The organism is Vibrio sp. B181a (genome assembly GCF_030248375.1).
Taxonomy (GTDB): domain Bacteria; phylum Pseudomonadota; class Gammaproteobacteria; order Enterobacterales; family Vibrionaceae; genus Vibrio; species Vibrio campbellii.
In genome coordinates this window covers 1-24,306 of record NZ_JAHGAD010000042.1, presented here as the reverse complement: position 1 = coordinate 24,306, position 24,306 = coordinate 1, and the positions used below count along the sequence as shown (strand labels likewise).

At 41.1% G+C, this 24,306-nt stretch carries 29 protein-coding genes; 7 read left to right on the top strand and 22 right to left on the bottom strand.

All coding sequences use genetic code 11. From position 1 onward, the window contains the following. Nucleotides 1–108 precede the first annotated feature (108 nt). Nucleotides 109–747, bottom strand: a complete 639-nt coding sequence (locus KIO97_RS18625) for a hypothetical protein (RefSeq protein WP_285383644.1) — start codon at nucleotides 745–747, stop codon at nucleotides 109–111. Nucleotides 748–1,388: 641 nt separating this feature from the next. After that, nucleotides 1,389–2,624: an EAL domain-containing protein gene (locus tag KIO97_RS18620; RefSeq protein ID WP_285383643.1), complete on the bottom strand. Its 1,236-nt coding sequence runs from the start codon at nucleotides 2,622–2,624 to the stop codon at nucleotides 1,389–1,391. A gap of 220 nt (nucleotides 2,625–2,844) precedes the next feature. Here KIO97_RS18620 and KIO97_RS18615 point away from each other — a divergent pair, with 220 nt between their 5' ends. The 3 genes from KIO97_RS18615 to KIO97_RS18605 are packed head-to-tail and all read left to right on the top strand — an operon-like array spanning nucleotide 2,845 to nucleotide 4,317. Next, nucleotides 2,845–3,285 (top strand): hypothetical protein, encoded by a 441-nt coding sequence (locus tag KIO97_RS18615; RefSeq protein ID WP_285383642.1) that lies wholly within the window; start codon nucleotides 2,845–2,847, stop codon nucleotides 3,283–3,285. A 2-nt stretch (nucleotides 3,286–3,287) separates the two neighbouring features. Further along, nucleotides 3,288–4,028: a hypothetical protein gene (locus KIO97_RS18610; RefSeq protein ID WP_285383641.1), complete on the top strand. Its 741-nt coding sequence runs from the start codon at nucleotides 3,288–3,290 to the stop codon at nucleotides 4,026–4,028. Between the two features lie 4 nt (nucleotides 4,029–4,032). Beyond that, the gene (locus tag KIO97_RS18605) at nucleotides 4,033–4,317 is read left to right on the top strand and encodes a hypothetical protein (RefSeq protein ID WP_285383640.1); all 285 of its coding nucleotides are present in this window, start codon (nucleotides 4,033–4,035) and stop codon (nucleotides 4,315–4,317) included. Here the strand turns inward: KIO97_RS18605 and KIO97_RS18600 are convergent. Continuing rightward, complete coding sequence (locus KIO97_RS18600) at nucleotides 4,314–4,598, bottom strand: hypothetical protein (protein ID WP_285383639.1); 285 nt, start codon at nucleotides 4,596–4,598, stop codon at nucleotides 4,314–4,316. The two genes, KIO97_RS18605 and KIO97_RS18600, sit on opposite strands and share 4 nt — an antisense overlap. Before the next feature lie 146 nt (nucleotides 4,599–4,744). Continuing rightward, nucleotides 4,745–5,143, bottom strand: a complete 399-nt coding sequence (locus KIO97_RS18595) for a hypothetical protein (RefSeq protein ID WP_285383638.1) — start codon at nucleotides 5,141–5,143, stop codon at nucleotides 4,745–4,747. Nucleotides 5,144–5,226: 83 nt separating this feature from the next. Between KIO97_RS18595 and KIO97_RS18590 the strand changes: the two genes are divergently transcribed. Continuing rightward, the gene (locus KIO97_RS18590) at nucleotides 5,227–5,454 is read left to right on the top strand and encodes a hypothetical protein (RefSeq protein WP_258472670.1); all 228 of its coding nucleotides are present in this window, start codon (nucleotides 5,227–5,229) and stop codon (nucleotides 5,452–5,454) included. Nucleotides 5,455–5,804: 350 nt separating this feature from the next. Beyond that, nucleotides 5,805–6,098 (top strand): hypothetical protein, encoded by a 294-nt coding sequence (locus KIO97_RS18585; protein ID WP_285383637.1) that lies wholly within the window; start codon nucleotides 5,805–5,807, stop codon nucleotides 6,096–6,098. A gap of 157 nt (nucleotides 6,099–6,255) precedes the next feature. On the opposite strand, the gene KIO97_RS18580 is transcribed toward KIO97_RS18585, so the two are convergent. From KIO97_RS18580 to KIO97_RS18560, 5 genes are all read right to left on the bottom strand, one after another. After that, nucleotides 6,256–6,525, bottom strand: coding sequence for a hypothetical protein (locus tag KIO97_RS18580; RefSeq protein WP_285383636.1), 270 nt, complete (start codon nucleotides 6,523–6,525; stop codon nucleotides 6,256–6,258). A gap of 81 nt (nucleotides 6,526–6,606) precedes the next feature. Further along, nucleotides 6,607–6,912, bottom strand: coding sequence for a hypothetical protein (locus KIO97_RS18575; RefSeq protein WP_199481082.1), 306 nt, complete (start codon nucleotides 6,910–6,912; stop codon nucleotides 6,607–6,609). Nucleotides 6,913–7,034: 122 nt separating this feature from the next. Continuing rightward, nucleotides 7,035–7,364 (bottom strand): hypothetical protein, encoded by a 330-nt coding sequence (locus KIO97_RS18570; RefSeq protein ID WP_285383635.1) that lies wholly within the window; start codon nucleotides 7,362–7,364, stop codon nucleotides 7,035–7,037. Between the two features lie 341 nt (nucleotides 7,365–7,705). Further along, entirely contained in the window at nucleotides 7,706–8,467 is a 762-nt protein-coding gene (locus KIO97_RS18565; RefSeq protein WP_285383634.1) for a hypothetical protein, read from the bottom strand. Between the two features lie 204 nt (nucleotides 8,468–8,671). Further along, a complete protein-coding gene (locus tag KIO97_RS18560) occupies nucleotides 8,672–8,971 on the bottom strand; it encodes a hypothetical protein (RefSeq protein ID WP_285383633.1) in 300 nt (99 codons plus the stop codon). 379 nt (nucleotides 8,972–9,350) lie between these two features. On the opposite strand from KIO97_RS18560, the gene KIO97_RS18555 reads away from it, so the two are divergent. Further along, nucleotides 9,351–10,076: a site-specific integrase gene (locus KIO97_RS18555; protein WP_285349843.1), complete on the top strand. Its 726-nt coding sequence runs from the start codon at nucleotides 9,351–9,353 to the stop codon at nucleotides 10,074–10,076. Nucleotides 10,077–10,159: 83 nt separating this feature from the next. On the opposite strand, the gene KIO97_RS18550 is transcribed toward KIO97_RS18555, so the two are convergent. The 9 genes from KIO97_RS18550 to KIO97_RS18515 all read right to left on the bottom strand — a co-directional run bounded on the left by KIO97_RS18550 (nucleotide 10,160) and on the right by KIO97_RS18515 (nucleotide 16,489). Then, nucleotides 10,160–10,561: a hypothetical protein gene (locus tag KIO97_RS18550; RefSeq protein WP_285383632.1), complete on the bottom strand. Its 402-nt coding sequence runs from the start codon at nucleotides 10,559–10,561 to the stop codon at nucleotides 10,160–10,162. A 112-nt stretch (nucleotides 10,562–10,673) separates the two neighbouring features. Further along, nucleotides 10,674–10,895, bottom strand: coding sequence for a hypothetical protein (locus KIO97_RS18545; protein ID WP_285383631.1), 222 nt, complete (start codon nucleotides 10,893–10,895; stop codon nucleotides 10,674–10,676). Between the two features lie 10 nt (nucleotides 10,896–10,905). Further along, entirely contained in the window at nucleotides 10,906–11,373 is a 468-nt protein-coding gene (locus tag KIO97_RS18540) for a hypothetical protein (protein ID WP_285383630.1), read from the bottom strand. Nucleotides 11,374–11,827: 454 nt separating this feature from the next. Further along, the gene (locus KIO97_RS18535; protein WP_285383629.1) at nucleotides 11,828–12,151 is read right to left on the bottom strand and encodes a hypothetical protein; all 324 of its coding nucleotides are present in this window, start codon (nucleotides 12,149–12,151) and stop codon (nucleotides 11,828–11,830) included. Nucleotides 12,152–12,156: 5 nt separating this feature from the next. After that, nucleotides 12,157–12,369 carry an AbrB/MazE/SpoVT family DNA-binding domain-containing protein gene (locus KIO97_RS27045; protein WP_373417328.1) on the bottom strand — a complete coding sequence of 71 codons (213 nt, stop codon included), beginning with the start codon at nucleotides 12,367–12,369 and terminating at the stop codon, nucleotides 12,157–12,159. A 1,460-nt stretch (nucleotides 12,370–13,829) separates the two neighbouring features. Continuing rightward, on the bottom strand, nucleotides 13,830–14,765 hold the full coding sequence (locus KIO97_RS18530) for a hypothetical protein (protein WP_285383628.1): 936 nt from the start codon (nucleotides 14,763–14,765) through the stop codon (nucleotides 13,830–13,832). A 137-nt stretch (nucleotides 14,766–14,902) separates the two neighbouring features. Then, entirely contained in the window at nucleotides 14,903–15,220 is a 318-nt protein-coding gene (locus tag KIO97_RS18525; protein ID WP_285383627.1) for a hypothetical protein, read from the bottom strand. A 470-nt stretch (nucleotides 15,221–15,690) separates the two neighbouring features. Beyond that, a complete protein-coding gene (locus KIO97_RS18520; protein WP_239924980.1) occupies nucleotides 15,691–15,942 on the bottom strand; it encodes a hypothetical protein in 252 nt (83 codons plus the stop codon). 151 nt (nucleotides 15,943–16,093) lie between these two features. After that, complete coding sequence (locus KIO97_RS18515; protein ID WP_285383626.1) at nucleotides 16,094–16,489, bottom strand: hypothetical protein; 396 nt, start codon at nucleotides 16,487–16,489, stop codon at nucleotides 16,094–16,096. 1,054 nt (nucleotides 16,490–17,543) lie between these two features. Here KIO97_RS18515 and KIO97_RS18510 point away from each other — a divergent pair. After that, on the top strand, nucleotides 17,544–18,683 hold the full coding sequence (locus tag KIO97_RS18510; RefSeq protein WP_285383625.1) for a hypothetical protein: 1,140 nt from the start codon (nucleotides 17,544–17,546) through the stop codon (nucleotides 18,681–18,683). 16 nt (nucleotides 18,684–18,699) lie between these two features. Here KIO97_RS18510 and KIO97_RS18505 read toward each other — a convergent pair whose 3' ends face one another. The 4 genes from KIO97_RS18505 to KIO97_RS18490 form a co-directional block, all read right to left on the bottom strand. After that, nucleotides 18,700–18,852: a hypothetical protein gene (locus KIO97_RS18505; RefSeq protein ID WP_248365511.1), complete on the bottom strand. Its 153-nt coding sequence runs from the start codon at nucleotides 18,850–18,852 to the stop codon at nucleotides 18,700–18,702. Nucleotides 18,853–19,244: 392 nt separating this feature from the next. Then, complete coding sequence (locus KIO97_RS18500) at nucleotides 19,245–20,255, bottom strand: hypothetical protein (RefSeq protein WP_285383624.1); 1,011 nt, start codon at nucleotides 20,253–20,255, stop codon at nucleotides 19,245–19,247. A 38-nt stretch (nucleotides 20,256–20,293) separates the two neighbouring features. Further along, nucleotides 20,294–21,295, bottom strand: coding sequence for a hypothetical protein (locus tag KIO97_RS18495; protein WP_285350634.1), 1,002 nt, complete (start codon nucleotides 21,293–21,295; stop codon nucleotides 20,294–20,296). Further along, a complete protein-coding gene (locus tag KIO97_RS18490; RefSeq protein ID WP_285383623.1) occupies nucleotides 21,296–24,202 on the bottom strand; it encodes a toxin VasX in 2,907 nt (968 codons plus the stop codon). It lies immediately after the preceding gene. Nucleotides 24,203–24,306 lie beyond the last annotated feature (104 nt).

Below are 24,306 nucleotides of genomic sequence, written 5' to 3'. Positions count from 1 at the left end.
AAGCTAGTTGACGCTCTATAGGTATGGCAAGTCTAAACTGTGAAGAGCTAGTACGATGAGTAGTATCGCACTAGCAAAAGTATAGGTTTAGGTACGCACTAAGTGCCGTTATGGTAAATCACCACGCTCAGTAAAAAGGGACTTTAGCTTCGTAAGCCTACCTATAGGGGGATTATGACTAAGAATTTCTTCACAACTTAGTTTATCAAACTTACTAAATGATTTTTCAAGATCTCTTAAAGTCTTCTGGTTGGTTATAGTCATCTTAAGATTTACTCGAGTATCGATCTCATCAATAGCTTCATGTAACCTTTCTATTTCATCATGCAAATCGTCATTGTAATGATTGGCAAACTCAAGAAAAGAATACAAATACTCACAAAAACTCAAAATCACGTTGTTGTAACTTGTGTCTATCTTGATCTTTTGTCTCATCAAAACCAACTCTAACAACGCTGAGTATCGTTCAATAAGTATCAGATTCGCACCAAACGAGTCATAGTGAAAATCGGAGGCATTGAGAAACATACGTACAGATTCGACAAACTTTTTGTTAGGTAATGATTCCGAATACCCTATCAAAGTATTCGTTTGTATAACTACCTTTCTAATATCCCACTTTTTAGTTTTTTTAGAAAATTCATCTCCTAATAGTTCCGCGATAATAGGTGGAGGAATTACGTCACTATTTAGGACGTCCTGCAAATCTTTAACCGAAAGGTTGATAAGTCGATCTATAAGTCTCAAGTTTTCTCTGCTCTGTGCCGTCCCTTATTGTCTTAACAATACCTACAACACTTAAAAAGGTTAATACTATCAGAACTATAGGTGAAACGATGTTAACCCAATAGTAAAGGGTAGTAATGTATCTTTGATCTCCTGAAAAATTTACGTATCCCAAAGTGGAAGACACAATTTCGATCAAATGGATAGACCCCTTACCCCCTTGCCAAAGGAGCAAGCCAAGCGGATAAACGAAATAAAACAATAAGAAAATGGTTAAACTAAGATAAGGAATCGCTATAAGAACCTTTTTTTTGCTTAACCATTTACTATGACGAGCTAACCAACTTTTAAACCTAACTAACACGGATAATAATCTTTATAGGAATGATAAAGATTGAATGCTACCACGGGGATATCCGATTTTCATTATTCCTATTTTGGTAAATGTGTGAGTTTACTATCTCATTGGTATGTTTTGCCCAAAGTTTACCAGTGCTCGGTGCGACAGGGGGAACGGGAACGGGAACGGGAACGGGAACGGGAACGGGAACGGGAACGATAGTTTTAATAAACGACAGGCACAACAAAGCCCAGCCAAATCGACTGGACCTTGCTGATTTATGGCACTAAAAAAAAGTAATCATCCAGCTACTACACGACTATTACTTTTTCTTGGTTGGCGCTCGAAATGGTTTTATGTTGTCTTCTGCTTTAAACAGCAATGAGGCAGGAACATCACGTAACCACTCATCGGCCTCTTGAAATGACATCGGGGCTTTAATCACAAATCCTTGTAATGCATCAACTCGTAATGATGCTAATAACTCAATAGCTCTACGTGTCTCTACTCCATTTGCGATGAGTAGCTTTTGACTTTGAACAAACCGTGTTATCCATGCTTTTAACATTCGAATTGCATCACTGTCACCATGGGTCAATTGTTTAACCAACTTGGGTGAAAGCTTAACCGTATCGTAAGACTTTACTGGCAAATCGAAACGTTCATAAATGTCTTTTATTCCATTTATCGAAATTCGAATACCCAAATCTCGAATCCTGCTTAACTCAGATTCAGTAAGAAACTCGGAGATCCCATCAATCTCTAACTCTAGATTGATATTACGTTCTCTTAACTCTTCGAAACGTCGAAATACACTTTTATTTTTGATCGAAGAAAGACTTACATTAAGACTGAACCAAACGTCAGATGTGTTAGGCCGACGCTCAATCAGTTTTTCAATGCTGGAAAGTTGCTTAAACAATAACTCAGTTAACTCACCTTGCCTTTCTAACACTGCTAAGAAGTGGCTTGGCTCTAGTATCCCATATAACGGATGATTCCACCTTGCGAGAACCTCAAAACCTCTCAAACGATTGGACACCCAATATACTGGCTGAAAAAAACACTCTACATCACTTAACTCTACGCGTTCCTTAGTTACCTTTGATTGCGCCTCTTTTACATCTTGGTCGACTTTCAAATCCCATTCATTACGTAGTGTGTATTTGAGTTTAGACAGAATATCTTGTGCCTTGTTTTCAGCTAAGAATTGGAGATGGCTTAGAGAAGGTGTGATAAAAGAAAACGGAGGCAAACTTTGTAATCGTTCCAAGACCTTACTTTCTACTTGATCAGCCGAGCTTTTTCTAGTTGCTATTAACAATAAAAAATTTCTTTCATCTAAACGTAAAAGCTGGCGGTAGCTATTCGAACAACTCTCTATTCGTTCGTAAACTTCATGCGCATAGCTTTCTGCATCTTCGATACTTTGATTAAATGCTTCCGAATATCCATCAATACGAATCCAAACAGCTAGAACCAATTCATTTTCTGCTTTAAACCGTTCTACGCTCTCTATCGCTTTCGGGTATCCATCAACCTTTACATACGGTTTCACCGAGCAAATCCTCTTTTACTTCCTATTTATCATTCTAACAGCTCATCTTTGATGCTTCACTTTTGAGATTCGCATTCACAATAAATAGTCTTTTCTTTTTCATTTAACTTAATAAGCAGGGAGAAATGGACCAATCGTTGTCCTAAAACGATTGCTCTTGGGCTGTTAGCATAAACTATTTCTTCATCATGCGATAAGCACTTTTTACGATGAGGAAGGGATGATGAGCAAAACCGAGAAGTCAAACAAACCAAAGAAGGTCAGGCACATATTGCTCCCATCAGAAGCATTAATGACCATAGATCTTCTGCACACTCTTTTACCAGAAACTGGCATGAGTCATGTCGCTTTTTTATGCGGTATTTCAGTAAAAACTTTAGAAAAGTTTCATGCTGAACTAATGAAAGTTGCCAATGGTGATATTGAAGCATGTCAAGCCTACAACTCCCGCAGCCAGTTTATGAGAACACTATATGGATATTATCGTTTACTCGAATGTGACCGAAATACTGTGGTGTATCTCATTCAGGATGCAAAGGAAAACTCAAACCCTAAATTCAACGCACTTAGCAAAAGAAATAGAGCAGAGAGTCTATGCGGCTTAAATGACACAGACCAAATGGCCTCTATTCTCCAACTTGAAAAATATATGGAAAATTAATTATGAGACTACCTTTTCTTCACATACCTCGCCAGTCCGCGATACTACTCCTTGCGGCAACTATTCTCATCATTACCATTATTCACTTGGCTGGCTTTCTTATTCTCAACAAGCAGAATGCAGAGTTATACCAAACAATATTAAACACGCTGCGCTCTAGTGCAGCTGAAGCCCAACCAACAATGGCTCCCAAAAAAGAAATAGATGTCACAACGATTCTCGCATCGAATCCTAGAGTAAGTAACATTCTTGCATACCGTTTACGTCGCGATCCCCAACTTTCAAACCATACTGACTTCATCAAAAAATTACATAGTGCTGTTCTAGATGACAACACCAGAAAAGTTGCTTTTGAGCAACTAAAAGATGCCGGTGCGACTCGTTCTGAACTACTGAGTATAGATTCAGATACATACTTATTCAGGGATAAATGGGTTGTGACAATCACCCCTGGTAGTTACTTTTATGAACGGCCTTTCTCTGATGTTCTTTTCTTCAACGAGGCATTCACTTTTCCTCCGTGTACAGAGGGTTTTGAACCTTATGTTGCTCAGCTCTCTACGAACGCAGAAGTATCCGTAGATATAATCCAAGATTCTACTTATGCTCTCTACGGACATCGAGCTATAGCAAAAGATAAGAATGGTGATGTAATCCTTGATAATCTAACAGATCGCATCATGATTGATGCAGGCTGCACTCCAATGGAATCGGAAGAAGACGCGGATTTGCAGGACTCATAATGTTATGGAAGTAATGCAACTTTTTATCTACTCATCAAGCACACCATCACGTGCTCCATGGTTTCAGTTGAATGGCATTACGCCTATTTGGTGTGGCCTATACTCACAACAGATCACTTCTGAACATAAGGAGGGAATTATCAAGTTCATTACTTCTGTTGCCCCACTTTTAGGTTCTGACCAATCCAACCTATTTCATCCAGAATTTCTCAGTGGTGAACCTAACAAGCTTTGGATTAACTATTCTCAAGTAAAAAAAACGCGTTCTAAACAGAACGCGTTTTTCTAGTTCGCCCAACTAAAGGCGACCCAAACATATCGTCTATTATCTAATTCAGTTTCAGTAGAAGAGTAAAGTTGAGGTTCCACTAAGTATGAACACATCATTAACTTAGCATCACCATCTAACACCTCATAACCAGCTTTCTTACGATAATCCAGATCTTCTTGATTCATCGTTTCTATGGAACCTACAGCGTATACAATTCCGTTAAAAACACACCCTTGCTCGCTTGCGCCTACTTGACTGCTAAAAACCAAAAACAAAGACAAAAATAAAATAAACTTCATAGCTTTTTCCTCTCTATAGCGAAGGCCATCTAATTACTAAACCAACACTACTAAATCGAAGCTTGAAGCACTACCTATAAACCCTATTACTTATCCACAATTTAAGTGGATAAGTTTTGAACACCTTTCGTTCGCACTGCGAACAACTACGTTTTTTCTCTGTTCAACCAAACGACATTATTTTGGTTTTCTACCCTGCTTTTTTGGACATAAGGATGAGTCATTATTGTCCCGTTCCTAAGTAAAACGTAATACCTTCCATGAATATACGCCCCAACCACATAGTGGTTCTTAGGAACCTCTATCCAATCATTAAGAACACCAGACAAATTAACGCCAACAATATCGATTAACTTAATCAGTTGAATTGCGTCCCTTACGTTAACCATGTAACTAAGAAACCCACCAAACTCTTCTCGAATCGTGTCTCCATCATTTTTTAATGCAGGCACCGTTCGACCAGTTAAACTTTTGGAGCCCGTTACTGGACCATGTTCAGGAATATCCACCAAGCCATAATGGTATTTGTGCCGAATCATTCTCATGAGCGGGAGACCCTTGTGACTGTTGCAAGCGTTTTTGTACACTGATTGCGAAATTAGTACAACCGTTGTTGTTAAGGAAGAGCATGAGTAAGAATAGAGACTTTATTGCCATAGGCCATGTCGCATTAGGAGAGCCCGAAGCAATAATTATCAATACCACATCATTTGAAATTGCAGCTAAAGAAGCAGCCAAACAGATGCTTGAAAACATGCATCCCGATTGGAATGACGATATCTACATAGACTTTGTGATAGATAGACAATTCACCTATAAAGATAACTTTATTTTTTCTGTTGACGATTTGCGATAGAGAACTAACAAAGCGCCGTTCTGGGCGCTTTTTTTTGTTGTTCGCACTGCGAACATACCTTGCCCCCCCAAAAAAAAACCACTACCAAAATAAAGTAGTGGCAAAGGCTTAAACACAACAATAAAGGTTCAAGATGCATAAGCAGCTACAGCACTTGAAATTCAATATTGACACATTCTTCTATCATCATTCCTTTTAAACTGTCGAATCTTGTTTATCAAAAACTCCATGATTACCATTCCGTTCAAAGCTATTGAACAATAGCGGGAATTAAACTAGCTCTCAGTCACTCCCCTACTTATTATTACTTTGAATTTACAACACACCCATTGGTGTAAGGGATAAACTAAATGATAAAGCATCTTGGAGAAGATTTAAGGAAGCTCGGCGTCAACCTTATATCTGCCGTGGCAATTGCTTTTGCTATTGGTGGTAAAGAACTTAGCTTAACAGTCGTCGTTCTCGGTGTAACTGGATACATAGTTTTTGCTGTTGGGATCTACCTCTCTGCCCGCGATGATCGCAAGAAGAAAGAGAAAGAAGACGAACAACAAAAAACCATTGTACTAAGTACACTAATACCCTACGAATCTGGTATAATGATTTATACGAGCATAACGAAGGACAAAGGAGACGACCTATGATGACCTTAGCTCAAGCCCTTTTCCTAGCATTAGTTGTTGCTGGGACATCGGGGATGATTTTATTTGCCCTTTGGTACGATAAAAAACATAACCTAGATTAATCCCAAAAAAGTCAGCGCTGAGCTGACTTTTTTTTACTCTAAATTAAAAATCACTTCTACATTTCTGGAAACCAATAACGGATATCCGCTGCCGCTGCACCTTTATTTTGTGTTTCGCGTTTATCTAACCTTAATGATAAGGCCATGTAACCGCTATTAACTGGACTGGTTACTTGTAATGTTGTTTGCGTATGTATTTCCGTTCCACCGCAATATTGTGTAAGAGCAGGCCGTGTTTTGTTCGCAAAACTTTTCACCCTTTCCTTTTGAGCTTCAATAGTCAACTCTGTCATTGGAATGTCATTTGCGGGGTCAACATTTCTCATATAGTCGTCCTTTTACTTTTAGTATCATTCAGATCAAAAAAAGGCTCCCAATTGGAAGCCTCTTTCTTATTTAACAGCAAGTTATGAGCGAACATTTCGCATTTCGCATGATTCGGTTCCTGATGGGATCACGACCTCGACATCTTCACCAAATTTCTTCAATCGGTAGATCACAGTACCGCTGTTCAACGAAACAAACTTGGCACTGTCAATTTTAGTCTGACGCACATACGCCTTACCATTTGGTGCCTTACACATCAAAGTGCATCCTGCTGTTAAACACTTAAAGTCTTTTACAAGCTCTACTGCTTTTGTATTCACGATAGGCTTTGCCACTGCAACAGACGAACTCAATGCAATCAAGCTTACCAAAAGTAGTTTTTTCATAATTAAACATCCAAGTTATGTTTTTTATATTTGTAGCATATATGATACATCAACAACTGGTTGTATATCCAGTAATACTTTATGCACATAAAAAAAGAGGCATAAGCCTCTTCAATTTAATCTTATCCATGTAACGAACAAGGTTCACCATTTGAATTTTGGCAACCAACGCAAGTGTTTACTTCTTCCTCTTCTAGTGCTCGTTGTACCCCTTCATAAAAGTAATTACGAGCACCTTTAAGGCAAGCATCTACTATATCCAAAATCTCATAAACCAGGGCAACATCCAATGCTTCAGCAGAGCTTTGCGCATGATAACCAAACTCTCGTAAAGCTAATTCTAGTTCCAGTTTTTCCTCTCCACTGTCAGCATCAATACTGTCTTTAGCCTTAAGAACAAGGGCGTTAAGTTCAATACTGTACAACATAGCAAGTAATTCCAGCTTTTTCATAACTTAATCCTTCTTTAAACCAACGGGTTACAAATATCAAAGTCACTATAGTAAAAGCACTAAAGGCTGAAAATAGCTCGCCCCGCTTATAGCAAGGTCTGCACAAGAAGAAAAAGACTTGATGTTTTCGGGGCGTTCTCCTAATATATGACTGTACGAAGCATAAGTTGCAGTCCGAAAGGGCGCGAGTATGTCGCTGTGGCAACACAGTTTCAGACGGGACGAAAGTCTGACGGTCGCTAGGAATAAAGGGAAAACCCTGAAGAAGCGCAACAGTTAAGCTACATTGAATAGTGCCTTGGTTTATACCGAGGCATTTTCATTTCTATCGTTCTACAATTTTACTTCATCAATTCAGGCCACTTGGTGCTGACCATTCTCCCCAAAATGATAGCGAACGTTTCGGCCATCGGTTTTAGTTTCATCTTATATGGTTGATTGGTTCTCGTATGTGCTGTTTCGATGAACATCACGAGCTTATCCTTCTGCTTTCTCAGCTTTAAAATCGCATACAAGCCATAATCACGGCCTTGTCCATCTTTGCGTTTAAAGTAGAGCACTTTGCCATCTTGTAAGCTCTCTCTGCAGTCCTTGTTACTCAGATGCGGGATAATAGAGGCTAAATACAGACTGTCTTGATAACGCTGCAAATCAAAGACGCGCTCTGTTGTACTACCATCGTTAAATTGGTCAATCACCAATGTCACTTCTGTGTCATCTTTCTTTTCACGAGTGAAGCAATGGGGATCGAAGCGCACTTCGATGTCGATAGTGGCTTTCTTTCGCTTCCCGTTCTCACGATAACTCAGCTTAAATGAATGCGTTTGAGTGTTAGTATGCGATAAATCATAAGTCGCACCAGACGCATCCGTGTAGATACGATCCGCATAAACTGCCGCGTTCCATTCAAAATGTGTTTTGTATCTACCCGCCACGCTTCCTCTTCCTACTGCGTATATGATTTTGTTGTGAATGAGCATTGTACTCGCATTATCTCCCTGACGCTGCTTATTAATACCGATAGGTCGTTCAAATTGATCCAAGTCCAAACAATAACCAATCCGTTTCCCCCCACTTTCTTTTACAGATGGCAGAACTGCCATTTAGGGCTCTATACCGCCCTTGCTTCGCTACCCGCAGGCACAAGCCCATAATGAAACTAAAAGACTTTCATCATGAACTCGTGCTTCTTTTCGGGTCGAAGAACAAACCAAGAACCAGGGAGGTTCATTTCATCAACAACGTCGGCCAGCACCATAAAAGAAAAGCCGCTTTTAAAAGCGGCTTTAGACTCGGTATCGTTGGCGTCAGTGGTAGGGAAATTCGGTTTCTTCAAAGTCATAACAAACCACTTGAGATAAATCTTGATCGAGTACCTTAATACAGCTCCATAGCGTCATATCTTCAGTGCAGCCACCAAACAAGCCGACACTCAATTTCAAGTGCGTTTTCAGCTCATCCAGATCGGTGAAGGTAGTCAAAGAATAGAGGGGATTTCCATTCCCGATAAGCTCAATCGTCAGACGTTCGCGCTTATCCTTAAACCATTGCTCGATTTCAGTACTCATTCTTAAAGCAACCGCTTCATCAACATTATTTAATTCCATAATAGGTTCCTTCGCTCTTCGTTACGACAAGGGTCGTGTTATTGGTCTGAATACATCGTTACAAACACGGCCAGTTAATACCAGTTCTTCACCCGCCGCTTCGCTGTCATTCTTCACTTGGCAAAACAGGTAGACTCCCAAAGGCGCGGCACTTAGGGGATTTGCCGTCTATATAGTGCCTTCCCCTTCTTTTTTTTCTATATGTTGGGTTTTTCCCCTTTTATTTCGGTGGCAAAAGGGGATCTACAGTGCGTTTTTAATTTGGCTTTTATCGCTATAGAACGGAATTCCCAAGTCAAAGGATCGAGAAAAGATCTTTAGACAAGCCCCATAAGCTGTGCAACGATACAAACACGTTATGCCAAATGGAGATAAAGGCGTGAACACCCCCGTTGAGTTGTCCCCGTTCCCTGGTACTGTTCCAGAACTCACCATCAGTCCAACCGTTGATTGGAACTATCAGTTAGCGTTCCGTAAAGAAGTGATGCTCAAGTGTCCTGAGTTGGATTTGCCAAAATACTTGCTGGCACCCGAAATCCGAGCACTGTCAGAATTGCCGATCAATGATCATCATCGAATGTTACTGCGCTTGCTGTTTAACTGCGGTGGCCGCATCAATGAAGTGTTAGCGCTGACACCCTCCGATATTTTGCATGTTCAAGATCGTAGCTTGGTGCAGCTACGCACCCTCAAGCAACAGCAAAGCGGCTCAGGTCGCGCCAAGAAGGGCAATATTCGTCTGGTCCCACTGTTTGATACGCAGTTTGCGAACGAATTAAACCGTTACATTGTCACGCATTGCACTAACCAACGTTTGCCAATCTTCCACTCCAAGCGAAGCAAAAAGCGCACGGCCATCAATTCTGAAACGGCGAGACTGTGGTTAAAAGAGATAGAGCAAGTAGCCGTCGAGAATGGGCTATTTTTGGGGACCGCGTTAACACCTCACGTTCTGCGCCATAGCTTCGGAATGCATCTGTTATTGAATCACATGCACATTAAACGCGTCCAAGCTTTGCTTGGTCATGCTCGATTAAGTTCAACGGAGGTGTACACCAAAATATTATCGATAGATGTGGGCGAGCGTATGGAGATCCAATTTTAGAGAGGAAGAAGGTGCGGGGAAGGGTGCATGAGTGTTCGCAGTGCGAACATTATGATTATTTCTTTAGGTTAAACCGACTTGAACTAGTCATTGAATCTAGCATTACCTTGCACTATCGGATCACCAAAACCAATATTCACATCAGTTTGACTTGCTCGTTCATTGTTCTCGTTATTCGCTGTTAGGTCTTTCATAATAGGGGTCATCCAAAGCACTTTTCCATTATGGCGAACACAGAAATATGGGTATCCATTGTCGTTCAGTAACAGTATGCCAATGTCGCCCTCTTTTGTGCATTTTACTTCACCAAGTCTACCAATACCGATTGTTTGAATTTTTATTGTGTTCAAAGGTAGAGTGAGTTTTTGGCCGCTCACATCTGAACTAGCTTCTGAATTGGCCTCTAAATTTGCCTCAGAGCACCCAAGTAGAAACGTGATAGCAATGGTAAAACAGTAAATTAACAAATAAGTTGTCTTATTCATTTAATGTTTCCTAGGTAGATTTACGTGATGGAATGAAAGGCCGATGACAGAGGAAGTCTAAAATTTTATATAGTATCCATTGATACAAAATTCCATCATCGACCTTGTTTATTTACTGTTTACCCAGAGCTAACCACTGAACCAGAATTTCTTCATTTAAGTCAGCAACAGGGACCCCGTTTTCTAGCGCAAGTTTAACTATCTGCTCGCATTCTGATTGGTAATTCGCCATTTCATTCTGACCCAAAGCTAACGTTTTTCGGTCATAATGAACAAAATTTGCGGTGTTCTTTTTCAGTGCTTGTAATGCTTTAGAGTAACGTTCACTTAGCATCGGCTCTCCTTTACTTAGCCTTAAAGCTAAGCTTCACGCCGCAACCGCTAACGTTTGGCTCATTAAATAAACGCAAATCATGAAGATAGGCTTCACAACCGTTATTTTTAATTACTACCATCAATCGTTCTTCAGTACCTCCCATCCAAATGCCTGAGACATTCTGAACAACATGTTCAACACTATCCGACATAAAGGAGTACGCCAAATAAGCTTCTCCCGTTACATCCAAGACCATTCCACTATCTAGTTGGATCAAATCAAAAAACGATTCACTAGAACCAGATTCATGATCTCGCGGAGACAAATTAAGCTGCGAATTAAAATCACCAGTGACCGCTACCGAATATTCGCCGGACTGCCAATACACCTGATCTAATCCGTTCTGATAACTAACAGAAGGCGCTGGACTCACGCATCCCGTAATAAGAGAAGTAATAGCAATGCCCATCGCACACTTCAGCCTTAAACCTTTCATCTAACCCCCTTAGAAAGCCAATTGATTTAGGTAATCTTATAGCTAAAGGAGAAGTGCATCCGGATTAAACTATTGAATGTTGAATTAACATTTATGCTTGTTTGTTCGCAGTGCGAACAACTTTTTCTAGGGAATAGCTACAAATAGGACAGAGAAGGGTAGCCTGCACATTAGCAGTCCCTCTAGCTTCAATCGAACGATTAATTTTATTAAAAACAACGTGACAGTGCTTGCTCTCAAACCCTCCAAACCCACGGCCACATGAACAAGTTGACCAAGCCGTTCTTGTGATCTTTGCGTATAGTCTGCGAATAACCAACGGCAGAACCTTCTGGCCTAACACGTCAACCTGCAACACAACATAAGCCATTCTTTCTTTCATGTCCCGTAGCTCTCATGTAATCACTGAAAGTCTCATTATGTGCGAATATCGCACACAATGCAATGTAATGTCTTAAATTGAGTCCGTGAAAAGAAGCTCACCACCGAGGATTGGTATCAAAATTTGCAACACTTTCCTGAATTCAATGTCTGAAATTTGCCCTTGAATTACGACCTCATCAGCAAGATCTATCGGCTCAACTCTCGCGACATCGATAAAAAACGAAGTGTCGTTAACGTTTACTTTTACCTTAGTAACATTCTCTGGCCCAAACTCTTCTACTGAACAAGCAATACAATATCCTAAAGCTTTCTGGTAACGAGAGTCTGTTAGTATGAGATAGCGTTTACCGTTCGCCTCTACAAGCGTTTTTCGTCCTGGTATCTTCATGTCCAATTATGTTACCTCTGTTCCAACGCGTCTAAAATTGACTCTTCACTATGGGGCAAGTAAAACTTGTTTTGCTTGGCTCGTGTAATAATGATCTGATCATCCTCTAGGACGACATTAACTTCTGTCCCTATTTGGAGGCCCAATTGACTAGCAAAAGGAGCCGGTATGTTGACACCTAAGCTATTTCCTTGCTTTGTGATTTTCTTAGTCTTGTTTTGCATTCTCAATCGTTTGGGTTAATACAATGTTCTTACATAATAACATCCGATTTTTATCTAAACCAAATAACCCACTTACTACAAAGAATAAAAAGCCACTGTTAGAGTTCAGTGGCTTATTTATGTAATTTACATCCTGATTTTTATCTCACCTTCTATCAAATCCGTAATGAGCGTCAGGACTTCATTGGGACAGTTCTTAAATGAGACCCCATAAATATACTCATCATCGAAGTTCAAAAACATCACGCAACCTTGAAACACAACAGTGCATAGTGCCAGTTCGTACACTCGGAGCAGATGCTTTTCGGTAACAGCACTGCAGTCCCCATTACGCTTCTTTAGAAGTATGTCGCAAGGAAGTTTCAAGACAGTTCGTAGGACTGAGGAATCATGAGTTAGGTTTGGATGGTTATAAGTGTGCAGCATAGTAAGTTTTCCTTATAGCGATGGCTATCTGACGGTATAGACACATATCTTCCAACATTTGTTTATTCAGCTAAACATGGAAGCCCTAACTTATTACCTCTTTCATTTGGAGCTGCGCGACAAATACCAAAACGCGCTTGCGTAGCAAGTAAGAAGCGTCCTATCCGAGCGCTCATAAGCTTTTTGCATTAAACATAAGTTCGAGTATGAAAATAACCCTTTGCCTTGCCAGAATGCGCGAGCGAAGCGAGTAAGACTATCCACAGAGCTATGAGTATATGCTCTGTGTTTCCTGTCGAATGACAAACTGAATGTTCAGCGCATCTAGTTAGTTCAAGACCATTTAATTTTTATAGGTTCATGGTTCCATTAATTCACAGACTAAGCCGCCTTACGAGCTCGCACAGAGCGTGTGATGGGAGATTTAAGGGGTAACTGTCCCTTGTCCTGCTAAGCCATATCATACGGGGGAGGTTGAGAGGCCAACCATTGATTATGAGATCGTTCCACGGAGTTGTCGTAATGTGAGGGGGGTTCCTGTCGTATGACAAAAAAGACTTCCAGCGCAGGCAGCTATACCGCAGTTCTTTTCTGTTCTTGTTACTTAAAGCTGCCTGTTGGGGCCCATTAAATTGTGCTCATTGTTTTGTTTGGCAAGGTGGTGGGAAATTTAATGGGATGTACCTTTAAGTCTTCTTATAAATAAAGATCTCTTTCTTTATATGTTAATCGTAATACTAAAAGTCTTAATACCTTTAGGTTGGATAGACTTCTACCGAGTGTTAATACCAATTGTTCCACCTATTTGTTCCACTTTATGGTTTCACTCTACATTGTTGAAATGTGAACATCCTTATCCACAGGCGAAGAATTTGAGTGTAATGACGTGAAATCGAGGCAAAAACCCAGGACTGAGAAAGTTAATTGATAGTTTTTATCTATTGGATATGGGGGTTAAGAAAGGTAAATCTTATCTATTTTTCTTATGATACGAAAAAATCCGCAATTAAGCGGCGAATAAACGCTATACGTTTTTATATTGGATAGGAATTATACGGCTCCGCAGACAGCGGTGTTTGGTAAAGAACTTCAGAGCTTGAGTTAAGGTTATCTCCGGTGATCGCCAATAATAGACGCTCCCCGATTTGCTTATACGTCATCCAATGGAAAGCCATTCCCTGACTTTCTTTTCGCAATCGAGTCTTTTTGATCATCTCCATAATATTGTTGAATAACGATACTTTTAATTCACTGATAAAGGTTGTCGTAAATTGCTTATAGCTGGCAGCAGAACGGACTTCATAAACATTTTCATCATCAAGAGTTACTTTCTCTAGATCTGATTTCAACTCTTTAGAGTTCTCACTTGGTATTTTGACATAAATATTCTTTGTAAACAGATACCCAGCTTGCTCCAAACGTTTTGAACATTGGCGAACAGCCTTTGGTGAAATGATCTCTCCCCAACGAAGAACATAGTCATGTATTAACGTGTCATAAGAGATCGTATCAATCCCTTCTTTAGTAGGAACACCAATACGTCCATGGTACATATCAGCATGAGCCAACAACACAACAAGAAACTTAGCCATTTGAATACGAACATTACGCTTGTTAAGCGCTTCCCCCCCGCGTTCGTACAAAGAAGGAAGACGATGCTTATTATTAATCAACTCTTCACAAGCTTTAAAGATGAAAGAAAACTCGGTAGGCATACGAGAAACTTCCCCTGTTTTTCTATTCATGATCACAGGGTTAAAGCCAATAGGGTAACGTGAAGAATCGAAACGACCAATCGTTGGTGCTTTCGGTGGGTTCTTCTTCTCTTTCTTGGTAGCAACATAGCGCTCTATGTGCCATTCATAGAACTCTAACGTTTCTTGCTTCTCAGCACGTCTCTCTTTTCGGTAACGAGAAAAATACTCGGCCCTAGCTTGATAACGAGACTTTTGAGGCGTCTCTTTTTCCATTCGCTTCCACTTTTTTTAGGCAAAACGTTGCTAAAACGTGGAGCAGTAATTACAATGCAAGGGTTGAGCTTGCTCTATCACTGCTTCACATCAATCACTTTTGTATTGATAAGCCTTTATAGACTAGGTTCATACACTCAGTCGAAATGCATCGTTTTACCCCCTTTTCGATTGTGCCAACACGTTAGGCCCATATCATAATCCCGCCAAGGTGCGATATGAGCTTTTAAGCGAGCGATTGCTACAAACTCAAGACTGCCAATCTTGAATCGTTTCATAAGGCTGCCAACCAAGAAACATTGTTCAATCGCAAACGCATCCAAATTAAACAAAAAAACGGCAAGCGCATTAAACCAATACGCTTGCCGTTTTTTTATACGTGCAACAAAGCCTCGTTGATTCTCAACGATTCTCACATTGTATAGATCTGCTTTGCCATGAAGATTAGTTTCCATCTTCGTGTTCCTTGTCTTTTTTTAAGCACAAAGCACAATTGTGCCTTGTCAAAATACGACAATACTTCACACAAAAATGGGAAGAAATTCTAATGTCGTTCGTTTAGGTAAGAGTCGGGTGGTAAGTCCAACTACTGTTGTTTACTGTACTTCTAAATGCCTATTTTCGCAAGCATCTTTCGCATAGAAAGATCTTTTCTGTGACTCAGAGAGTCATTAAATAACAGATACAAAAAAGGCACAGCCAACGAACAAGCTATGCCTTCTTTGCGAATGTTACTGGTTTAGGAACCACCCCAAACCCATTCATTTTTCGGTCTGAGAATACACCACAAAACATTCGTCGTTTGTGGTGCGAGCTGCATTGCGCTGCACTCTCACTACCTTTAGACATTATATAACTTGTTCGTTTGCCTTTTCAACTCTAGTCAATCAAAAAACGCCCAGTAGGGCGTTTTCTTTTCATGATGTTATCCATGGATGACATCAAGACCCAATATACGATATAGCTGTACAGCATCATTTCGAGGGTCCGAAACACTAACTGATATTTGATTTTGAATATTCCAAGGGACTTCTAGATCATCCAATCGTTTTGCGTAGTAGTGTCCATCGATTGAACGGCCCAAGTCTCGTGCCTCAATCAGATGCTTACGTAGTTCACCACACTCGTCGTACTGACAATTAGTTAACGTCACTATTTGTTCTAATTTAGCGCTCATTTCTGTAATCCTTATACCAACAGGTATCTTCGTTTAATTTCGAACCAATTATCGACGACATAGCTCCAAACGCAAACCATGTGTCCCTCCCGAATGTTCGCAGTGCGAACAAAAAAGAAAGCTCATAAACCAATGTCATGAGCTTTATCTTTTATACACGACTAAATACATCTTCCAATCGCTGGCGAGTTGGAGAATCCAACCAAGCTTTATTTGTTGGACGCTTTCGCGTGAATCTATCGTAAATACGCTTCATGAAAGGAGCCGCATCTTCGTTCAAATCGTATGCGAGATGACGAGTATGAGGCTCTTGCAAATTGCATTCACGTTCGCATGGCATCGCTTCCGCTATGGCTATCCCGTTTGCCACCCACCAACGCACCATATCGGAACGGAGGTTGTATGCTGAATCTCGAAAGTAATCTTTAAACAAAATACGCTTTGAACCAACCAATTCAACGGTCATGATCGTAACGACGTTATGGTTCGGATCTTTGTATCTGCATTCAACGAATCCCTTCGTTACTGTAATAACTTCAAATTTCATAATCTATTCCTCTATTGCAACGGCAATCAATTTTCAAAACCACTATACCCACCAACCTGGTGATCATCACCATCTCACCCCGCTATCTTGTCAAATGAGCTGCAGGCTCATTTGACGCTCGGCCCCTGGCCGAGTTTTTACGCGCAGGGCGCGTGATAAGGATGGCTCACAAGTGAGCCTTTTTGGTTGGGACTGCCGCCAAGGTCTAATTCTTAGGACCATGCCTGCACCCCTCTTTTTTAAATGGGCAGCGGCTCCGCGACATCACGAGCAATATATAGATTGTCGCCGCTCCCCATTTGCGCGTCAGGGGGGCCTTGGTCACATCACGAGCATAAGATGTGACCCGCCCCCCTGACGGGCGCTCTAGGTGAATCATTCTGATACCACCTAGAGCGCCGTCCTTACTCACTTAGCGTGATTTTTATTGACATAGTTATGTTGACAGCGTTTTTTTTATCTGTCAGCATTGCTGACATCATCTGTGTTCGACAAAAGAGCCACCAATGACCCTATGCAATGCAGTCGTTAGCCAACGCATATCAACATTCGAAGCATGTCCAAAACCTCGCGGATGGCATTTCGGAGCAAAAATACACAGCTTCGTTCCTGTCATTTTGAATCTGCGAGAAAAGGAAGGTGCATCGTTTGCGAATATTTCGCATTTTTTGAGAGTTCATTATCGCTTTTCGATAAGTCGACAACGACTACATGCTTATTACAAAAGAGTGGCCTTTATCATCGATGAACATTACTCATCGTTCAGGGAAGTTTCCGTAGTTCCATTACCAAACTTCAACGTAGCACTTGAACGCATCAAAGCACTGCGTAGCCGAGCTTACTGGCAACTGCGTAGCCCGTTGCACTTTTGTGTTCAAGCGATCAAGAATTTATATGAAATTTATGGCTATTCTTTTAGAAGTATCGCGGAATTTTTACGGGACGAGTTAGGACGTAGATACTCGCGGCAAGCTATATTTGCATTTATTAAACGCCTACCAAGCGAAACCAAAAGGTCTGCGTGGGGGAGTGTTGGAACTTAAGAGATAAATGTATGCCAAAGAAACCCACTAACAAGACCAATTACGTTCGATTGCTCGATCAATCTAAACGATATTTGAGAAGCTATTTCGTTTCGTTCAATCAACCACGACATGGAACAAAACGCGTAGACAAATCTTCGGCTGCTATACACTCAGTAAATACATTCCTTGATGGCGCTAGAGCTATCGCTCACGCGGTCAATTTTTATGACTTACAACGACTGAAACACTTCACCGAATCACACGCTCTAGTATATTTACTATATCGGTATCGGAGTGGTTTATCCGACAAAACGCTAAGTCGTGATAGAGTTGCATTACAGCGATTGGTACATCGACGCCTTCCAAACCATTATGAACTTCATTTGTTAAACAAAACCCCCACGTTCACAGATAGATGGATTGCCAACTATATAGCCAGAAGTGGGCAGCCTCAAAAAAATAGAACCGGCACCTCTGCCGTAAAACAAGCTTGGGATAAGCTTCAAGAAAGAAGCTTAGGGACCAATAAGCAGGATGAAATACGACCAAAAAACGGTAATGAACATAAGGTATCGACAAGACCTAATGATAGCCGTCCACTACGAGAGCAATCCCGTGCCTACACTAGAGATCAGATAATAGCCATCGCAGAATCATTTAAAGACGAAAGAACTCGTTTATCTATATTGTTGGCATACAACGCGGGATTGCGCGTATCAGAACTTATAGAGATTAGAAGGGTAGGGGAAGGTAAACCAATTTCTAACCAACGAGATTGGTTATCAACCTTACATACAGATAGGGGTGACACTGTAACATATGTTGTTACGGGTAAAGGCGGACTCATTCGTACCGTTGCAGTCGATCGAGAATTAGCTACCCGCTTGGAATCACGCCGTTTAGACCAACCAAGAGAATGCGCAGACAGGGGAGTAAAATACCTCCAATATTATGACCTTCGATATGGCAACAATTTATCTAAAGCATTCAGCAATGCAGCAGTTAAAGTGCTCGGTTTTAGCAAAGGAGCCCATGGTACAAGACACACTTTTGCTCAAGAACGAGTTATGTTGTTGAGCCATACTTTTGCAGGCATGAACAGCAAACATATTGTGTCACAAGAGCTCGGCCACATGAGGCCAAGCATCACTAACACTTATCTTAGATAGGCATCCATCCTATGAGTTACCCAGACGTTTCTTGTAATTGCTGCAAAATCCGAATGGTTTCTTTATCTGAATCAATTTTCGTCTCAACTTCTGAGTAATGCATCCCTAAATAAAAGCCACTACAAAAAGCCATTAGAAAGCCAAATGTTATTATTACTTTTACTTTCATTTTCACCCTTTTCCTATCAAATGTCGGTGAACAAAGATTGAAACTTTTCTGTTACGCGGGGCTTATTGCTACGTGACGCTATAACAAAGAATTGACAATAAAGATCAAAACTCAATGCCACTCAATAGGCTAACTCAAAGCAAAAAGTTACAATAAAGTTCGAAACTTTTCGATGCTTTTTTTCTATTCTGTCTTTTGTTGTAGCAAGCTTTTGCCCCATTATTGTTTTCGAGCATGACGGCACGTGTGGCTATTGTCTATACACGCCACACATGTCCATAATGTTAAGTGTGACGTTATATTTAGGTATTGTGAATATGTATTCTGGAAGATGAGTAAATGTAAGTTAGTCCTACCGCACTAACTTACCTTAACGAGATTACTCTCAAACCTCAAATCGCATGACCTCTCACTCGGCTCGTTTGGTAGTGGGAAACAAGATCATCTTGGGCTGCGAGGGCTGCTTCAACACGTTGTTCAAAGTTATCCGGCTTTTTATCCTTGCGTAAGAAGTATTTTGCTGGCTCCCTTGTAAATGACTCACCTGTAATCACTGCTTCTTTGCCATGTTCCATAAACGCTAAGATTTGAGCTAATAGGTAAGTCATATCACTCTCTCGATGAAAAGAAAGCTTTCCGATATCAATGCCCACGATCCCCATCGGTCTATAGCCCGTTTGTTTTTTGTTCTCAAACTGCAACACGATATTTAAGCCAAGGTGATTTTCTAATATCCCCATTTTGTCAAATGACGCTGCGCCAACCCTTCCATGCCGCCACGAATAGACAATCTGCCGGTTTCTATCAAAGTAAACTTCCGCGTCTTGAGGTTTCAACAAGAAAAGCAACCATAAACCTAAAGATAAAGCGCCCATGAAAGAAAAAAGGCCGATACCGAAAAGGAAATGATCTAGTTCTCCAAGTTGCTTAAGCGCTCTCATGTGTGTAAACAATGACACATCACCGTCTTGCTCAAAATAGATACTGTAGCCTTTAATGGCATTATCGGCGAGAGCTATCCCCCGCCGAAAAATATCCTCTTCTTCTTTATCCCCTTCCTTTTGAGCGTCGGAAAGGTAGCTTATGTATCTGGCTTTGTTCTCACTATAGCTTTCGATCATACGCCCTGCCTGAGCCTTGTGAGCTTCAAAATCATATTGGTAGCGAGAATCGTAGATAAAATACAGGGTCAACACGGTTAGCATCAGCATCCATGGGACGATAATGGTATTGCGGCGAGTATGGTAGCCAGTCCTTAACGTCAACAGATTATCATTGACCCTCATAAAAGGTTCGAGTGGGTCTTCCATCGGAACAACGATCACTTCTGCTCGAAATTGCGCCCACCACTTTGAAAAAGGTTGCGCTTTTGTTGTAAATATTCCTTTAGAGCCGCGATTCATTTATTTCCTCACACACCATCAGGCCTCAAAAAATGTCTTTACATCGCTAACGGTTTAATAACATTTTTTTCGTAGAGCTCGACTAAGTTGTGACTTGCCTCAAGCACTTGCTCTAATCGCTGCTCAAAGTTCTTGGGCTTCATATCATCGAATAGAAAAAATCGTGCAGGCTTGCGCTGAAATGATTCGCCAGTAATTACGGCTTCTTTTCCATTTTCCATGAAAGCCAACAATTGAGCCAGTAGGTAACTGAGGTCTTCTTCTTTGTGGAAAATAAGCTTATCTGCATCGATCCCCCAAACCGCACGAGGCCAGAAGCCACCTTGCTTCTTGTTCTCGAACTGAAGATAGATACTCAACCCCATCATGTTTTCTTTAATTCCGATATCTTCAAAGCGAGCTGCTCCAATACGTCCCCAACGCCATGTATAGACAATACCGCGGTTACGATCAAAGTAAATCTCTGCATCTCTAGGCTTTATAAAAGATAATCCCAAAAAGCAAGCGGCAGAAATCGCGCTGATACCTAACATCAGAAAGCCAAAAAGTGTCCATAACAAATCGCCTTGTCGATACTTACTCTCTAGATAGGTAAATATGGTTGGATCGCCATTCTTTTCTATGTAAACCATATAACTTTTTATCAACTGGCTATAGTCTTTCACTCTACCTAAATAGTATTTCACGTCCTCTGCATTATTTTCCTTTTTAGCTTCGAGAAGCCACTCTTCCCTTTGAGCTTTCTCATTTTGGAAATACTCAATATTTTCAATCGCTAACTCTTTTTGTCGTTCCAAATTAGGAACTACACCAAGCCATAAATAGGTACTAAAGATTGCCGTGAACAGCAAAGGTAAGCCGATTGTGTTTCTTCGGCTATGGAAGCCAGTTCGGATGGTTAAAGTGTCATCATTGACAGACATGATTGGTTCCAATGGATCTTCCATTGGGACAACGGTCACCTCTGCTCGAAACTTTTCCCACCACTTAGAAAAAGGCTGAGCAAACTTTGTAAATATCCCCATTTTCTGACGTTTCATCTATTTTCCCCAAGGTGTCTCGTTTGGTTGTTCGTCTTTCATACCAATGAGTTTGGTGTTTGTTATTGTACCGCCACTTAATGAGCGCTGAGGCACAACGAGTCCTACTTTAGGTTCATATGACCAAAATAGAGTGACTGGTTGATCGAATTCAATATGCACAGTCAAATGCAACCCATTTTGTTTAAAGTCATCCCTCGTAATGCTATTTATAGCGGCGGTAACGGCCTGCTTAAGTGCTTGTGTTGCTATTTCATCTGGCTCAGGCTTTTGCGAAAGTGGGTATGACTTTTGTTTCAAATCGGTATACACCGTACCGTAGAGTTGTGACTCCCCTTTGACAAATTCAGGTAAAACAAACTCATAGGTCAACATTGTTCTGGACGGCCCATTGTATGGCTTAATACTGCGGTCTGTAATGTTTAGTGTCGGCATATAGAAATAATTAAAAAACTCTTGAGATTCAATACGTAGTGCAGCATCAAAGTATGGTGTTAAATGTCTATTTTTAGCATCAAGATAATACTTCACTTTTACGTCTGGATTGATTACTGAGTCACTATCAGCAAACTCAGCCCAGAATGGATAAGTTTCACTGTTCCCCCAAAAACAACTGTACAGCAAGTTTTCAAAATTGGATTTAGTATAATGATCAGCAATAAACACTCCCGAAACGAGAGTAGCAAATGCGATGGTAAGAGCTACGGGGTTCGCTAACACAGTGACGTACACGGCCAATCCAAGGTAGAAACTAGCTGCGACTTGCATCCCATGACCGATAGCAGCCCCTTGATTACCGGAGCGGTAATGACGGTACGCAGACATGGCATTGGTAATTGATACTGCCATATTTGCAGCAAAAATCAGCCGTTTCATTACTGTTGCAGTTAGTGTACTCCCTAATCGATTTTCATAAATTTTTAAGTTTGGACCAACCTTGGCAGTGAGCTTTCCGCTCACCCTCGGAAGTGCTTTATTGGTAATTTTGAGTGTACCATGGGCCAAAGTTGCCGTGTCTACGCTAATTGCCGTCATATATCCTGTTAATGCGAAGACTCTATAAACCGACCCAGCGTCATTGACAGGGTCTGCTTTTTCATAATCGCTTTGTGATACAATGCTCTGGATAGCATCGACATTGGCATAGAATGACCAAGCAGCAAAGCCTTTATCTAGGGCTTCTCCCGCTAAATGCAATAGTGTTTTAACTGGTGCTTTTTCTACCATTTCTTTAATCTCGGCAGGCGCTTTTTGGGTTATTCTAATTTCATCCAATTTGATAACTCTTGATTTTGCATGATCCGCGATATCGTCCGCCCATTCATACAGCTTACTGCCGATATTCAGTTTACCTTTTTTATATTTATAAGGGTCCACATCAAGCTTGCCTTTCTTGGCAAGGTCTTGAATGATCTTCTCTAACTCCTCTACTGTAAATTCAAGGGTTGCACCAGTACGAGCGATCCCATAAAGGATCTCAATCATATCTGGCAGTGTCTCGGTCGCAAATCGTTTCAGGCCTTGGTTTGCACTTAAGCGAGCCTCTTTGACCCCTGTTTTGATATCGTAGGCCAAATCAGCATGAACGCTTGCAAGCCAAGGGCCAATAGCCAATGTTAGTTTTGTTGGTGCCTCATCCCAAGGAAAGGCATTCTGGCACTGAGTAAACAGTATTTTAGCCGTTTTGAATAGGAGACCTACGCTGATGTCATTTTGATCAGAACTGAAACTTTGTCCTACCCAGTCATCCAGATACGTGATGCCTTCTTTGGAAGCCGTGATCCCATCAAGCAATTCTGCGGTTAAGTTGAGTACTTTGCTCAGTTCAGCTTCGGGCTCTAGTGATTGTTCTGAGCCGTCTTCAAAGAAATATTTGATGTATGCAGGCAAACTGCCGACTTCATCTATAGCAAAAGAACCAACCATGTATTCATTTATGAGCTCTAGTAACTGTTGACGCTCCCTCACCTGTTTTTTTTCATACTCATCAGCCCCTTTTTGGTAATCATTCAAGGCTTTTTTATCTAAGTTATTTTCAGCGGCTTCTTTGATTGTTGGGACATCTGAACTTAAACAAGCCTCAGCAAATTTACCAATGGTTAATGGGTAGGCATTATTGGCGTAATACGCCTGTTCATCAGCAACATTGAAGGACAAGACATGATTTAGATCCCGTTGACGACCAACAGGGTCAAACAAAACCACCAAAGCGCCGTCTTTATGCTCGCTATGGCTTTTTTGCATGGTTTCGACAATGCCTTCAGCATCAAGATGATAACTTAATGTGGTGGTTGCCAAATCAAGGCCATGAGGCATCGGCTTCGCGCTGTCTTTGTCTGCCAACCACTTTTCATCGTTATTGCGGTAATCTTCCACCAATGCGCTGAGGTTTTCTTGCGTTGCCGCTTGACTAAACTCGGTTTGTTGCGCAGTCAAATCCACCTGCTGCATCGCCTTTTTGCGCAACTCTTCATCGCTGTTCATGTTATCAATGATGGCGGCAGACCATTCGTGCTCAGAGTAAACGATGGAAATCTTTTTCGCTTTTGGCGTCACAAACGCAAAAGGATAGAACGTGGAGCCCGATGAGGTATCGAGCGTTAAACCCTCTTGAGCGTTTTCTTCATTGGTGAAATAGTATTTCTCAAACTTTTCAATCACACCAGTTGCGGTTTCAGTTTGTGCGTATTTGAAGATGTGGAAAGGCGCGGTCTCTTCTTCGCTCTCTTCTTTGATGTACAACCAGCCCTCACGTAGAAGGCGAAGTAGGTAGCCACCGGTGTCTTTCAGCCCAGTAGCTCCGCTCATTTCTGTCATGCTCGGCGGAGCTTGCGCTGGCATCAATTCGTCAAAGAAATTCGCGTAGCCATAGCGCACCGGATAAATCGGAATGACATTCTCAATCACACCAGCCACTTCGTTTATGAATGGCTCGACCGTGTCGATGGTTTTGGTGGTGTTGACAACGGCTTCAATCGATTCACTCTCAATCGAGTGTAAGTCGTCTGCCG